This is a genomic window from Rhodoferax sp. LS1R11 (assembly GCF_056521395.1).
The window spans coordinates 152,672-165,334 of record NZ_JBWMAW010000001.1; the positions used below are offsets into that span (position 1 = coordinate 152,672).

Below are 12,663 nucleotides of genomic sequence, written 5' to 3' on the forward strand. Positions count from 1 at the left end.
GCGCCCGCTCATGAACTATTCATTTCAATTCGGTGATGTCTTTGCCGCCTGGCCGCTGCTGGTCAAAGGCACGCTCAACACCATCGAGCTATCGCTGCTCGCCATGTTGTTCGGGCTGATGGTGGCCGTTGTCTGCGCCTGGGGCAAGACCGCCGGACCGCGCCCGCTGCGCTGGGTCATCAATACCTATATCGAGCTGATTCGCAACACTCCCTTTTTGGTGCAGTTGTTCTTTTTCTTTTTTGCGTTGCCTGCGCTGGGCCTGCGCTGGTCGGCCTATGCCGCCGCGCTGGTCGCCATGGTGGTGAATCTGGGGGCCTACGCGACCGAGATCATCCGTGCTGGCATCGAGTCCATCCCCAAAGGGCAGATCGAGGCCGGTTTGGCGCTCAACCTGAAACGCCATGAAATTTTCCGGTTTGTCATTTTGAAGCCGGCGCTGCGCACCGTTTACCCAGCCCTCACCAGCCAGTTCATTTTGCTCATGCTCAGCTCGGCGGTTGTGTCGGCGATTTCGGCAGACGATCTGACCTCGGTGGCGGCCAACCTGCAATCGCAGACCTTTCGCAGCTTTGAAATCTACATTGTGGTGGCCGGCATCTATCTGTTGCTGGCGTTGTCATTTTCTGCGCTGTTCCGGGTGATCTACCGCCTGGCCCTCAACTACCCGGCAGGTCGCTGATGCGTACTTTTGGTTTTCCCGAATTTCTGTTCATTCTTGAGGCGGCCAAGTGGACCGTGGCGCTCTCGATGATTGCCTTCCTGGGCGGCGCGCTGGGTGGCCTGATCATTGCGCTGGCTCGTACCTCGCACAACGGTGTGGCGCGCTTTTTGTCGGGCGTTTTCATCCAGGTTTTTCAGGGTACGCCACTTTTGCTGCAGCTCTTTCTGGTGTTTTTTGGGGCACCAGTGCTTGGTTTGGAAATCAACCCCTGGGTAGCGGCAGGTGCGGCCCTCATTCTCAACAGCAGCGCCTTCCTGGGCGAGATCTGGCGCGGCTGTATCCAGGCGATACCCAGCGGGCAGTGGGAGGCGGCGCAGGCGCTGAGCCTGTCCTATGTCTCACGCATGCGGGACGTGATCCTGCCGCAGGCTGCTCGGATTGCGCTGGCCCCCACGGTGGGCTACATGGTGCAGATCATCAAAGGGACTTCGCTGGCCGCCATCATCGGCTTTGTCGAAGTCACCCGCTCCGGACAAATCATCAACAACGCCACTTTCCAGCCCCTGATCGTATTCAGCGTGGTGGCCGCCATCTATTTCGTGCTCTGCTGGCCCTTGTCCCTGCTGGCCGCCCGCATGGAGCGCCGGCAGGCCGCAGCGTTGACGCGTTGAGTTGCCCCCAGTTTTTACCCATCACTTTTCACCACAACCACCGGAGACTTCACCATGATCAAGCATCTGCAACGTCGCACATTCACAGGCGCCGCCCTCGCGCTGGGCCTGACCGCTACCCTGTCCGCCTGGGTTCCGGCTGCCAGCGCGCAGACCGTCGCCGACATCAAGAAGAAGGGTGAGCTGACCATTGGCATGCTGGTGGACTTCCCCCCTTACGGCACCATGAACAGCAGCAACCAACCCGACGGCTATGACGCCGACGTGGCCCGCCTGATGGCCAAAGACCTGGGCGTCAAGGTCAACCTGGTGCCCGTGACAGGCCCCAACCGCATTCCGTTCCTGTTGACCAACAAGGTGGACCTTCTGGTGGCCTCGCTTGCGGTCACCCCCGAGCGCGCCAAGCAGGTGCAGTTCTCCAAACCGTACGCCGCCGCCAGCATCGTGGTGTATGGCGACAAGAAAGCGGGGATCAAGAGTGCTGCCGACCTCAAGGGTAAACGTGTCGGTGTCGCTCGTGCCAGCACGCAGGACGTGGCGCTGACAGCGGTCGCCCCCGAGGGCACCGAGATTCGCCGTTTTGACGATGACGCGTCGGCTATGCAAGCGCTGATGTCGGGTCAGGTCGATGCCATCGGCTGTTCGACCACGGTGGCGGCGCAAATTGACAAGCGTGCGCCTGCCAACACTTATGAAAATAAATTCCTGCTGCGCCAGCAGGTCATGGCTGTGGCCATGCGTCCGGGACAGGCTGAGCTGCTCGGCACGGTGGATGATTTCGTGGCCCGCAACACGGCCAACGGAGAACTTAACAAGCTCTACCGCAAATGGCTGGAAATCGACTTGCCGAAGATGCAATAAACCTGGCGCAATATCGCAGACAACGGTGCTTCTCAATGACACACACAATCCAATCCCCTCCCGCAGCAGCTCCTGGCGCTGAGCCCATCATCCGTGTCGAAGCCGTGGACAAATGGTTTGGCAAGTTCCAGGTGCTGACCCAGATCAACCTGAACGTGCGGGCCGGGGAGCGTATTGTGGTTTGCGGGCCTTCGGGCTCGGGCAAGTCCACCTTGATCCGCTGCATCAACCGGTTGGAGACGGTGCAAAGTGGTCGCATCGTGGTGGACGGCATTGATCTGACGGCGGGTGGCAAGAACGTGGACTCGGTGCGGCAGGAGGTGGGCATGGTGTTCCAGCAGTTCAACCTGTTCCCTCACCTGACCATTTTGCAAAATTGCACCTTGGCGCCGATGCGCTCGCGCGGCCTGAGCCGCGAGGAGGCCGAGGCCATCGCCATGAAATACCTCAAGCGCGTACGCATTCCCGAGCAGGCCCACAAATACCCGAGCCAGCTCTCAGGGGGGCAGCAACAGCGCGTGGCGATTGCCCGCGCCCTGTGCATGACGCCCAAGATCATGTTGTTTGACGAACCCACGTCTGCGCTTGACCCTGAGATGGTCAAGGAGGTGCTGGACACCATGGTGAGTCTCGCCGAAGAGGGCATGACCATGCTGTGTGTGACCCACGAAATGGGTTTTGCCCGAAGCGTGGCCGACCGCGTGATCTTCATGGCCAATGGCAAGATCGTAGAGGAGGCGCCGCCGCAGCAGTTCTTCAGCAACCCGCAGCACGAGATCACCCGGAACTTCCTGGGGCAAATCTTGAACTCGCAACATGCGCACTGAGGCTGTCACAGCCGCCGCCGCGCCGCCGGTGCTGATTTCACTGTCCGCTTTCGGGGCCGCCGAAGTGCGGCGCCACGGGCAGCTTTGGTTCAGTGAACTGAGTCTGGCGGCTGGTGCCGATGGCGTGGAAGTCCGCAGCGAGTTGCTGCTGAAACCGGCGATTGAGCTCCCGACCATCGCCCAAGCGGTGCGGGCCGCCGGGAAAAGCCTGGTTTATTCGAGCGCGGAGTACCTCTGGGCGGCAGACGGCCTGCTGGACGTGTCCGCACTGGAGCGGGCCCTGACGGCGACGCAAACGCTGGGTGCGACACGCCTGAAAATGGCAATTGGCGGCTTTGGCCCGGCCTCCGCCCACACGCTGGATGGCCTGCAACAGCGTTTGCAGTCGGCCAGCATGGAGCTGCTGATTGAAAACGACCAGACGCCGATGGCCGGCACGCTGACTGCCCTGCAAAACTTTTTTACCACCGCCAATGCACAAGGGTTGTTCCTCGGGATGACGTTTGACATGGGCAACTGGCACTGGAATGGCGAGTGCCCCTTGCAGGCCGCCGCGGCTCTGGCGCCGCAAGTGCGTTATGTTCATTGCAAAGGCGTGCAGCGCCAGCCGCAGCGCTGGGTGGCCGTACCACTGGCTGAGTCGAGCGCACCTTGGCGCGCCGTGCTGCGGGCCTTGCCCGTCGATGTGCCGTGGGCCATTGAATACCCGCTGGTGGGCGATGACCTGTTGACGGTGGCGCAATTGGAAATTGATCAACTGCGCCGCGTTGCGGTTGGCCTTGCTGGTGCCGCCGGCACACCCAGTCAGGTCCTTTCCATCATTGAGCAGGGAGCTACGACATGAGCAGCGCGATGGACGTGATTACCTTTGGCGAGGCCATGATGCTGTTGGTGGCTGACCAGCCTGGCCCGCTGGAACAGGTTGAGAATTTCCATAAACGCACGGCGGGCGCCGAGACCAATGTTGCGATCGGGCTGGCCCGTCTGGGCTTCCAAGTGGGCTGGGCCAGCCGGTTGGGAACGGATTCCATGGGGCGCTATTTGCTGGCTGCCATGGCGGGCGAGGGCATCGATTGTTCCCACGTCGTGTGTGATGCCTCACAAAAAACCGGTTTTCAGTTCAAGGGCCAGGTGAACGACAGCAGCGATCCACCAGTTGAATACCACCGCGCCGGATCGGCCGCCAGCCACATGGGGTTGACCGACATTGACGAAAGCTGGCTCTTGAGCGCCCGGCATTTGCATGCCACCGGGGTATTTGCCGCCATCTCGCCATCGACACTTCACGCTGCGCGCAAAACCATGGACCTGATGCGCATGGCCGGCCGCCGCGTGTCGTTTGACCCGAACTTGCGACCCACGCTGTGGGCCACACCCGAACTGATGCGCGACACCATCAACGATCTGGCCACGCGCGCCCACTGGGTGCTGCCCGGCCTGGACGAGGGCCGCTTTCTGACCGGCGAGTCCACGCCCGAAGGCATTGCCCGCTTCTACCGCCAGCGCGGCGCCGAGTTGGTGGTCGTCAAGCTCGGCAGCGAAGGCGCTTTTTATGACGGCCAGGACGGCGCTGGCTATGTGGCCGGCTTCCCCGTGGCCGAGGTGGTGGACACGGTCGGCGCCGGTGATGGCTTTGCGGTGGGCGTGATCAGCGCGCTGCTCGATGGTTTGAGCGTGACCGATGCCGTCAGGCGTGGCGCCTGGATTGGCGCGCGTGCCGTGCAGGTACTAGGTGACAGCGAAGGCCTGCCGACCCGCGCCCAACTCAATGCAGCCGGACTGTGATCATGCCTACTTCAACAGCCAGTGTGCAGCGGAAAAAAGTACTGGTCTTTCGGGAGCTGCCGCCTGACCAGCTCGTACGCCTGCAGGCCGAGCATGACGTGACCGTGGCCAATCCGCGTGTGCCTGCACAAGTCAATGCTTTCCACGCTGCGCTGACCACGGCCGAGGGCATGATTGGCTCCAGCTACCCGCTGGATGCTGCGCTGCTGGCGCGCGCCCCTTGCCTGAAAGTGATCTCCAGCGTGTCAGTGGGCGTTGACAACTACGCATTACCGGCGCTGGCGGCGCGTGGCATTACGCTGTGCCACACGCCTGGCGTGCTGACCGAGACCACGGCGGACACCATTTTTTCACTCATCATGGCCAGCAGTCGACGTCTGGTGGCATTGGCCAATCACGTGCGCGAAGGCCGCTGGACGCGCAACATCGGGGAAGAGTTGTTTGGCTGGGACGTGCATGGAAAAACGCTGGGTATTTTGGGCTTTGGCCGCATCGGCCAGGCGGTGGCGCGGCGCGCTGCGCTGGGTTTTGGCATGCCCGTTATGTACCACAACCGACGGGCGGTCCCTCTCGCGCAAGATGCCCCGGACCTGTTGGGCAAGGTCACGCCGATGCCGATGGATGAGCTGCTTCAGCGGGCTGATATCGTGGTCGTGGTGCTGCCTCTGTCCGATGAGACCCGCGGATTGATCGGGGCACGCGAGTTTGAGTTGATGAAAGCGGGTGCAATTTTTGTCAATGGCGCCCGTGGCGCCATCGTGCAGGAGTCCGCACTGCTGCATGCGCTGAACCACGGCACTTTGCGTGCGGCCGGACTCGATGTGTTTGCCACCGAGCCACTGCCACTGGACTCACCGCTGCGCAGTCATCCCAAGGTCACGGCCTTGCCGCATATCGGTTCAGCGACGCATGAGACGCGACATGCCATGGCGCAAATGGCCACCAGCAACTTGCTCCTGGCGCTGTCTAGCCACCCACCGCTTGCCGTGTTTCCCCCCACTGGTACCTGACGGTTGCCGCGCCCAGTCATCACACACATGCCACGCTCAATGGTTCGACGAGGTCGCTCTCGGGCGCAACCGTCATGCCCAGCCGGTTGATGCCACTGATCAAGGCCTTGACCGAGGCGGTCACGATGTTGGTGTCGATCGCCACCCCGTAGCGTTCGACGCCCCCCCCCACAGGCATGAGCTCCAGAAAGGCGCAGGCCTGTGCGTCGCCAGCCTCGCGGCTGGGCTTGGTGGAGCGCTCTTCAAAACTGCGCACTTGCACACTGATGCCAATGCCATGCAGGGCATGCACGGCGGCATCGATGGGGCCGTTGCCCTGGCCTTCGAGCACCTGGCGTCGGCCATTCACTTCCACGACGAGCCGAATGCCCTGTGACTGAGGAAACTCCACCAAATGGTGTTCGACGTAGCGCACCGGCTTGCTGGCTTCAAGGTAAGTGCGCGAGAACAGTTGCCAGATGTGCGCTGCAGTCATCTCGCCCCCGTGGCTGTCGGTGTGGGCTTGCACTTCCCCGGAAAACTCCACCTGCAAGCGCCGCGGCATGACCACACCGTAGTCGGTCTCCAGCAAATAGGCCACACCGCCTTTGCCCGACTGGCTGTTGACCCGGATGACCGAGTCGTAGTTGCGGCCCACATCGGCGGGGTCAATTGGCAGGTAGGGCACGTTCCACAACGCATCGGGCTGCTGCGCGGCCAGTCCTTTTTTGATCGCGTCCTGGTGCGAGCCGGAAAACGCGGTGAAAACGAGATCGCCCACATACGGGTGGCGCGGGTGGATCGGCAACTGGTTGCAATGCTCCACCGTGCGGGCCACTTCATTGATGTCGGAAAAGTCGAGTCCCGGTGCCACGCCCTGGGTGTAGAGGTTCAGCGCCAGGGTCACAATGTCCACGTTGCCCGTACGCTCGCCGTTGCCAAACAGGCAGCCTTCCACCCGGTCAGCACCGGCCATCAGGCCGAGCTCGGCGGCAGCCACGGCGGTGCCCCGGTCGTTGTGCGGATGCAGGCTCAGGATGACGCTGTCGCGCCGTGCAAGGTGCCGGTGCATCCACTCGATCTGGTCGGCATAGATGTTGGGTGTGGCCAACTCCACCGTGGTGGGCAGGTTGAGAATGACCTTGTTCTCCGGCGTGGCGCCCCAGGCGGCGGTCACAGCGTCGCAGATTTCGAGGGCAAAGTCGAGCTCGGTCGCGGTGAAGGTTTCGGGGCTGTATTCCAGCACCCATTCGGTTTGCGGGGATTGCGCCGCGAGTTGTTTGACCAGCTGTACGGCTGACACGGCCATCTCGATGACCTCCGGCTTGCTCATGCCAAACACGATATCGCGGAATGGCTTGGACGTGGCGTTGTACACATGCACGATGGCGCGACGCGCACCCTTGAGCGATTCCATTGTCCGGCGGATCAGGTGCTCCCGGGCTTGCGTGAGGACTTCGATGGTGACATCAGCAGGGACGTCATCGCCCTCCACCAGCGAGCGCACAAAGTCAAAGTCCGTTTGTGAGGCGGACGGGAATCCCACCTCAATTTCCTTGAATCCAATCGCGCACAGCGTGCGGAACATGCGCATCTTGCGCTTCCGGTCCATCGGCTCGAACAGCGACTGGTTGCCGTCGCGCAGGTCCGTGCTCATCCAGACGGGAGGCTCCGTGATGGTGCGCTGCGGCCACTGCCGGTCAGGCAAATTCACGGGTGGGAAAGGGCGGTACTTGGTGGCGGGTTGCTTCAACATGGGGTCGGATTCCTGGGTGAGAGAGCGATGGTTTCGATGAGATTTATCGTACCCAAAGTGCCCCGGAATCCGATTGCGTTGTTCTGCCTTGAAATGCCAGTTATTGGAATTTAATAGCTAAATTATTTTAAATTAAGCTGTAATATTCCAAATATTCAAACCTCAGGGGTGAGGTCTGAATATCAGGAGAGAAATTTAGGTCGCGAGCCGCTTGTTACGTGCCCTGATGTTGAGTGCCTCCACCCCCAGGGAAAACAGCATGGCGGTGTAGACATAGGCCTTGGGCACATGGACGTCAAACGCTTCGGCAATCAGCAGGGTTCCGACCATCGTCAAAAAGGCCAGAGCCAGCACCTTGATGGACGGGTGGTTATCAACGAAATCACCAATCGGTTTGGCCGCAAACATCATGACGGCGACAGACGCCACCACGGCGGCCACCATCACGTTGATGTTGTTCACCATGCCCACTGCCGTGATCACCGAGTCCAGCGAAAAGACGATGTCCACGATGCCGATTTGCACAATCGTTCCCCAGAACAGGGTGGCACCGGTTTTCACGGTATCAACGCCCGCCGTAGTTTCTTTGGGTTCGTGTGCTTCGACCTCCAGAAAGATTTCATGCGAGGCCTTGTACAGCAGGAACAGTCCGCCCCCGAGCAGGATCAGGTCGCGGCCGCTGATTTCCTGGCCCGCCACGGTAAACAGTGCGCTGGTCAGCGTCATGACCCAGGCCAGACTGAACAGCAGCGCGATGCGCGAGACCATGGCGAAGCCCAGTCCGAGGCGACGCGCCACGTCACGTTTCTCGGCCGGCAGGCGTCCCACCAGGATGCTGATGAAAATGATGTTGTCGATGCCCAGGACGATTTCAAGGGCAGCAAGCATGAAGAAGGCGATCCAGATATTTGGATCAAATAGAAATTCCATGAGGGGTCCCGGCAAACGTAAAGGGCGCCAGTCTAATCACCTCGTTCTGATTCGGTGGCTGACCCAGCGCTTGAAGCCCCAAGCTCATTAAGGCTTTTTCGGGCCGGCAGGAATCAATTCAGCTTCATGCCGGCGGCCAGTTCAGTCACGTTGTGACGCATCATCTGCAGGTAGGTCGCGCCTGGCTTGTCGGCGGCTGACAGTGCATCGGCGTACAGGCTGGCACCCACGGTGGCGCCCGCGTCTTTGCTCAATTGCGCCATCAGTTTGGGGTTGCTCATGTTTTCCACAAAAACGGCCTTGATCTTTTCGCGCCGCATTTGCTGGATGAGCTGGGCCACTTGTTTGGCGCTGGGTTCTGCGTCTGTGCTGACGCCCTGGGGCGCCAGAAACTTGATTCGGTAGTGGGCGGCGAAGTAGCCAAAGGCGTCATGGGCGGTGATGACCTTGCGCCTGGCGACAGGAATGGCGGCAAACTGCACTTTGCTCCAGGCGTCCAGGGCTTGCAGTTGCTTGATGTAGGCCTGTGCATTGGCCTGGTAGATGCTGGTGCCGCCGGCATCCACAGCGGACAGGGCGGCTGCAATGTTGCGAACGTACAGCACCACGTTGTCGGGGTTTTGCCAGGCGTGGGGGTCAGGCTCCGCGTGCCCTTGTTCATCGGCCATGAGACGGCCAGTAACGCCCATGGAAGCCACGGCTTTGCTCCCCTTGTAGCCTGCCGAATTGGCGAGCTTGTTGATCCAGGGCTCAAACCCCAGACCGTTGGTGACCAGCAACCGGGCGTTCAGAATAGCCTTGGCGTGTGCAGGCTTGGGCTCAAAGGTGTGGGCATCTTCGTCCGGCCCCACCAGCATGGTCACCGTCACCCGGTCGCCACCCACCACGCGCACCAGATCACCCAGAATGCTGAAGCTGGCGATAACCGGTAGTTTGTCAGCGGCCAGGGCCGGTGTGGCCACCAAAGAGGCCAGGACCAGGCCGCTGGCGAGAAAAAGTCGACGGGTGTTGTTCATGGATTGATCACAGAAGTTTGAGTTGACTAAGCAGGATTCGGGCCGCAGGGGGGCTCATGCCATCCGGTGTGGTGTGCGCCGCCAGCGCGGCAGCCAGCCACCGGGTGCGACCAGCAGTGAGACCAGGTACAGGGCGCCTGCGCAGCCAATGATGGTGGGGCCCGAGGGCGTGTCCAGGTGGTAGGAGAGCAGCAAGCCAGCCAACCCGGCCACCATGGCTTGCAGGCTGGCGTTGGCCAGTTGGGCGGGCAGGGTGTCGTGCCACAGGCGGGCGGATACGGCGGGCACCATCATCAGCCCCACGGCCATCAGCGTGCCCAGGGTCTGAAAGCCCGCCACCAGGTTGATGACCACCAGCATCAGAAAACCTTGCTGCCATGCCCAACTGCCCCAGCTGCCCCGCCCGTTGGGGCGGCAGGCCTGGAGGAACACGGGGTCGAAGGTCTCCAGCACCAGGCCCCGGTACAACAGCGCCAGCGCCAGCACGCTTACCGTGCTCACACCGGCGACCAGCAGCAGGCCCTGGGCATCCACCCCCAGCGCGCTGCCAAACAAAATGTGGAGCAAATCGAGTTGCGTGCCGTGGTTGGAGATCAGCGTCACGCCCAGAGCCAGTGCCACCAGGTAAAGGGCGGCCAGGCTGGCGTCCTCCTTGAGTGTGGTGAACTTGCTGATGAGCCCGGCCACGCCCGCCACCACCATGCCGGCGATGACCCCGCCCAGCGCCATGGCTCCGAGCGACAGGCCAAACCACATGAAGCCTATCGCCACACCCGGCAGCACCGCGTGGCTGAGCGCATCGCCCAGCAGGCTCATGCGCCGCAGGGTGAGAAAAACACCCAATGGTGCCGCGCTGAGCGACAGGGCCAGTATCGCCACCAGCGCGCGGCGCATGAAGGCGAATTCGGCAAACGGCCCGATCAACAGATCCCACGCGGGGTTCAGCAGCGCGCTCATGTGTCCACCTCGCACACCGCGGCGGTTTCGTCCCAGGCTTCGGCCATGGCGCGGGCGCGTTGCAGGTTGGCCGATGTCAGCACTTCATCCGTGGCACCCCAGCCCACCAACTCGCGCGCCAGCAGCAGTGTTTGCGGAAAGTGCTGGCGCACTTGCGCGTCGTCGTGCAGCACAGCAATGACGGTGCGGCCCTGGCGCTGCCATTGCTGCACCAGGTTGAGGAGGTCTGCGGTGGTTTTAGCGTCCATGGCGTTGAACGGTTCGTCCAGCAGGATCAGGGGGGCGTCCTGTACCAGCAAGCGGGCAAAGCGTGTGCGTTGCAACTGCCCGCTGGAGAGCGTACCCACTGGACGTCGCTCAAAGCCTTGCAGGCCAACCGTCTGCAAGGCTGCGTCAACCTGGCCTTGCATGGCGGGCGTCACGCGGCCCAATGCGCCGGCGCGGCCCCACAGGCCCAGCAGCACGCAGTCGCGCACCTCCATGGGAAAACTGCGGTCCAGCTCGCTGAGTTGCGGCAGGTAGGCGATGCGCTCGCGCCCGGTGTTGACGGTGAGCGCACCGCCTGAGCGGCCGCCTTCAATCGGCAGCAGGCCCGTGATGCTTTTGAGCAGCGTGCTCTTGCCCGAGCCGTTGGGGCCCATCACCGCGGTGAGTGAACCGGCGGCAAACTGCCCGCTGATGTGGTGCAGGGCCGGGTGCTGGCGGTAGCTGACTGTCAGGTTGCGCAGCGCGATCAGGGGCGCGCTGGCGGGCGTGCAGTTTTCCATGGCGCTCACAGGGGTGTTGCCTCGACCGACGCCCACAGCACGGCCAGCCACAACAGCGCCAGTGCGGGCAACACCGCCAGCACCCGCAGCCAGGCGGGCCAGGCCAGCACGCTGTGGCATGAAAACTTGAAGCTGGCGCGCGGTGGGGTCATGGAGTTTCTTTTGTCAAGCAGTGTTGCGGTGGCGCTGCTGCATTGATAATGCAACTTGATTGCGGTATAGTCTATCGCAACTTGATTGCGTTTTAAATTTAATGCAACTGAATTGCAATAATTCAAGGATTCTCATGGCCCCTCCCGCTGCTGACGCTGATCCGATCGACGCTTTGCTGTCCGCCCACGGCTTGCGCCGCACGGCCGCCTCCCGCCTTGTGCTGGGCTGGTTGCTGGCCCACCCCGAGATCAGCTACACCCACGCCCAGTTGCAGGCCGCGTTGAGTGACAGTAACGTGGCCGACGCCCTGGACCGCGTCACCCTGTACCGCTTGATTGACCGGCTCACCCAGGTCGGCTTGTTGTTGTGCCGGGTGGACGCCAGCCGCGTGCGCCGTTACCAGGCCATGCCGACCAGCGTGCACGCCATGCCGCACTTTGAGTGCCAAAGCTGCCACCGCGACAGCCCGCTCAGCGGGGCGCTCAAAGCCAATGCACAAGACCTGGAACGCGCCGCGCAAACCGCGATCGAGACACTCCAGGCGCTGGGTTACCAGGGCATGAGCATGGATTTTGCCGTGCGTGGCGTGTGTGTGGACTGCGCGACGGCATGATTCGCACCCGGCAACTTGCCTACGCTTACCCCGACGGGCCCACCCTGAGCTTCCCCGATGTCGATGTGGCGCAAGGCCGTGTGCTCTTGCTCAGCGGCCCGTCGGGCTGTGGCAAATCCACCTGGCTGGCACTGGTCGCTGCGCTGATGGCGCCCACCTCGGGCGAACTGGTGGTGGCGGATCAAGCGCTGGGTGCTCTTAAAAATGCAGCTGCTGACGCATGGCGGGCAAGGGCTATTGGCTTCTTGCCCCAAAAACTGCACCTGAGTGCAGCGCTGACGGTGCAGCAAAACCTGAGTCTGGTGTTCTGGGCCACGGGTCTGCCCGAAGACGCTGTGCGCATCACCGCCGCCTTGAGCGCGCTGGGCGTGCAAGACCTGGCGCAGCGCAAACCGGCCCAACTCTCGGGCGGGCAGGCGCAGCGCGTGGCCCTGGCCCGTGCCGTGCTGCTGCAGCCGCGCGTGATTCTGGCCGACGAGCCCACCGCCAGCCTGGACGACGAAGCCGCTGCCCATGCCGTGGGCCTGCTGCTGCGAACCGCCCAGGCGGAGGGCGCCACGCTGGTCATTGCCACCCACGATGCCCGGGTGGCCGCACTCATTCCCGCTGAAAATAAGGGTCAAATCGGCTTCCAGCCCATGCAGTTCGTGCGCAAGAAGCTATCAAATACGTAG

Annotated in this window: 15 protein-coding genes; 9 read left to right on the forward strand and 6 right to left on the reverse strand. The window is 62.2% G+C overall.

What is annotated here, in order from left to right; all coding sequences use genetic code 11:
- Nucleotides 1-10: 10 nt before the first annotated feature.
- The 7 genes from AC097N_RS00745 to AC097N_RS00775 are packed head-to-tail and all read left to right on the forward strand — an operon-like array spanning nt 11 to nt 5,818.
- Nucleotides 11-682: an amino acid ABC transporter permease gene (locus AC097N_RS00745; RefSeq protein WP_479578817.1), complete on the forward strand. Its 672-nt coding sequence runs from the start codon at nt 11-13 to the stop codon at nt 680-682.
- Entirely contained in the window at nt 682-1,335 is a 654-nt protein-coding gene (locus tag AC097N_RS00750) for an amino acid ABC transporter permease (RefSeq protein ID WP_479578818.1), read from the forward strand. Before AC097N_RS00745 ends, AC097N_RS00750 begins: the two co-directional genes overlap by 1 nt.
- Before the next feature lie 54 nt (nt 1,336-1,389).
- On the forward strand, nt 1,390-2,196 hold the full coding sequence (locus tag AC097N_RS00755) for a transporter substrate-binding domain-containing protein (RefSeq protein WP_479578819.1): 807 nt from the start codon (nt 1,390-1,392) through the stop codon (nt 2,194-2,196).
- A gap of 35 nt (nt 2,197-2,231) precedes the next feature.
- Nucleotides 2,232-3,023 (forward strand): amino acid ABC transporter ATP-binding protein, encoded by a 792-nt coding sequence (locus AC097N_RS00760; protein WP_479578820.1) that lies wholly within the window; start codon nt 2,232-2,234, stop codon nt 3,021-3,023.
- Complete coding sequence (locus AC097N_RS00765; protein WP_479578821.1) at nt 3,013-3,867, forward strand: sugar phosphate isomerase/epimerase family protein; 855 nt, start codon at nt 3,013-3,015, stop codon at nt 3,865-3,867. The genes AC097N_RS00760 and AC097N_RS00765 overlap by 11 nt, the downstream gene beginning before the upstream one ends.
- On the forward strand, nt 3,864-4,808 hold the full coding sequence (locus AC097N_RS00770) for a sugar kinase (RefSeq protein WP_479578822.1): 945 nt from the start codon (nt 3,864-3,866) through the stop codon (nt 4,806-4,808). Before AC097N_RS00765 ends, AC097N_RS00770 begins: the two co-directional genes overlap by 4 nt.
- 2 nt (nt 4,809-4,810) lie before the next feature.
- Nucleotides 4,811-5,818, forward strand: coding sequence for a 2-hydroxyacid dehydrogenase (locus AC097N_RS00775; RefSeq protein WP_479578823.1), 1,008 nt, complete (start codon nt 4,811-4,813; stop codon nt 5,816-5,818).
- Between the two features lie 19 nt (nt 5,819-5,837).
- Here the strand turns inward: AC097N_RS00775 and leuA are convergent, their stop codons facing one another.
- The 6 genes from leuA to AC097N_RS00805 all read right to left on the reverse strand — a co-directional run bounded on the left by leuA (nt 5,838) and on the right by AC097N_RS00805 (nt 11,375).
- The gene (leuA, locus tag AC097N_RS00780) at nt 5,838-7,553 is read right to left on the reverse strand and encodes a 2-isopropylmalate synthase (protein ID WP_479578824.1); all 1,716 of its coding nucleotides are present in this window, start codon (nt 7,551-7,553) and stop codon (nt 5,838-5,840) included.
- A gap of 195 nt (nt 7,554-7,748) precedes the next feature.
- Complete coding sequence (locus AC097N_RS00785; protein ID WP_479578825.1) at nt 7,749-8,483, reverse strand: TerC family protein; 735 nt, start codon at nt 8,481-8,483, stop codon at nt 7,749-7,751.
- Nucleotides 8,484-8,596: 113 nt separating this feature from the next.
- Nucleotides 8,597-9,499, reverse strand: a complete 903-nt coding sequence (locus AC097N_RS00790; protein WP_479578826.1) for a metal ABC transporter substrate-binding protein — start codon at nt 9,497-9,499, stop codon at nt 8,597-8,599.
- 54 nt (nt 9,500-9,553) lie between these two features.
- On the reverse strand, nt 9,554-10,456 hold the full coding sequence (locus tag AC097N_RS00795) for a metal ABC transporter permease (protein WP_479578827.1): 903 nt from the start codon (nt 10,454-10,456) through the stop codon (nt 9,554-9,556).
- Nucleotides 10,453-11,223 carry a metal ABC transporter ATP-binding protein gene (locus AC097N_RS00800; protein WP_479579184.1) on the reverse strand — a complete coding sequence of 257 codons (771 nt, stop codon included), beginning with the start codon at nt 11,221-11,223 and terminating at the stop codon, nt 10,453-10,455. Before AC097N_RS00800 ends, AC097N_RS00795 begins: the two co-directional genes overlap by 4 nt.
- Before the next feature lie 5 nt (nt 11,224-11,228).
- A complete protein-coding gene (locus tag AC097N_RS00805; protein WP_479578828.1) occupies nt 11,229-11,375 on the reverse strand; it encodes a hypothetical protein in 147 nt (48 codons plus the stop codon).
- Between the two features lie 134 nt (nt 11,376-11,509).
- Between AC097N_RS00805 and AC097N_RS00810 the strand changes: the two genes are divergently transcribed.
- Both AC097N_RS00810 and AC097N_RS00815 read left to right on the forward strand, forming a co-directional pair.
- Nucleotides 11,510-11,989, forward strand: coding sequence for a Fur family transcriptional regulator (locus tag AC097N_RS00810; RefSeq protein WP_479578829.1), 480 nt, complete (start codon nt 11,510-11,512; stop codon nt 11,987-11,989).
- Nucleotides 11,986-12,663: an ABC transporter ATP-binding protein gene (locus tag AC097N_RS00815; RefSeq protein WP_479578830.1), complete on the forward strand. Its 678-nt coding sequence runs from the start codon at nt 11,986-11,988 to the stop codon at nt 12,661-12,663. The genes AC097N_RS00810 and AC097N_RS00815 overlap by 4 nt, the downstream gene beginning before the upstream one ends.

Bases quoted from the DNA above. Each gene is read 5' to 3' on its own strand.
- AC097N_RS00745 (WP_479578817.1), top strand. From the start codon at position 11: ATGAACTATTCATTTCAATTCGGTGATGTCTTTGCCGCCTGGCCGCTG.
- AC097N_RS00750 (WP_479578818.1), top strand. From the start codon at position 682: ATGCGTACTTTTGGTTTTCCCGAATTTCTGTTCATTCTTGAGGCGGCC.
- AC097N_RS00755 (WP_479578819.1), top strand. From the start codon at position 1,390: ATGATCAAGCATCTGCAACGTCGCACATTCACAGGCGCCGCCCTCGCG.
- AC097N_RS00760 (WP_479578820.1), top strand. From the start codon at position 2,232: ATGACACACACAATCCAATCCCCTCCCGCAGCAGCTCCTGGCGCTGAG.
- AC097N_RS00765 (WP_479578821.1), top strand. From the start codon at position 3,013: ATGCGCACTGAGGCTGTCACAGCCGCCGCCGCGCCGCCGGTGCTGATT.
- AC097N_RS00770 (WP_479578822.1), top strand. From the start codon at position 3,864: ATGAGCAGCGCGATGGACGTGATTACCTTTGGCGAGGCCATGATGCTG.
- AC097N_RS00775 (WP_479578823.1), top strand. From the start codon at position 4,811: ATGCCTACTTCAACAGCCAGTGTGCAGCGGAAAAAAGTACTGGTCTTT.
- leuA (WP_479578824.1), bottom strand. From the start codon at position 7,553: ATGTTGAAGCAACCCGCCACCAAGTACCGCCCTTTCCCACCCGTGAAT.
- AC097N_RS00785 (WP_479578825.1), bottom strand. From the start codon at position 8,483: ATGGAATTTCTATTTGATCCAAATATCTGGATCGCCTTCTTCATGCTT.
- AC097N_RS00790 (WP_479578826.1), bottom strand. From the start codon at position 9,499: ATGAACAACACCCGTCGACTTTTTCTCGCCAGCGGCCTGGTCCTGGCC.
- AC097N_RS00795 (WP_479578827.1), bottom strand. From the start codon at position 10,456: ATGAGCGCGCTGCTGAACCCCGCGTGGGATCTGTTGATCGGGCCGTTT.
- AC097N_RS00800 (WP_479579184.1), bottom strand. From the start codon at position 11,223: ATGGAAAACTGCACGCCCGCCAGCGCGCCCCTGATCGCGCTGCGCAAC.
- AC097N_RS00805 (WP_479578828.1), bottom strand. From the start codon at position 11,375: ATGACCCCACCGCGCGCCAGCTTCAAGTTTTCATGCCACAGCGTGCTG.
- AC097N_RS00810 (WP_479578829.1), top strand. From the start codon at position 11,510: ATGGCCCCTCCCGCTGCTGACGCTGATCCGATCGACGCTTTGCTGTCC.
- AC097N_RS00815 (WP_479578830.1), top strand. From the start codon at position 11,986: ATGATTCGCACCCGGCAACTTGCCTACGCTTACCCCGACGGGCCCACC.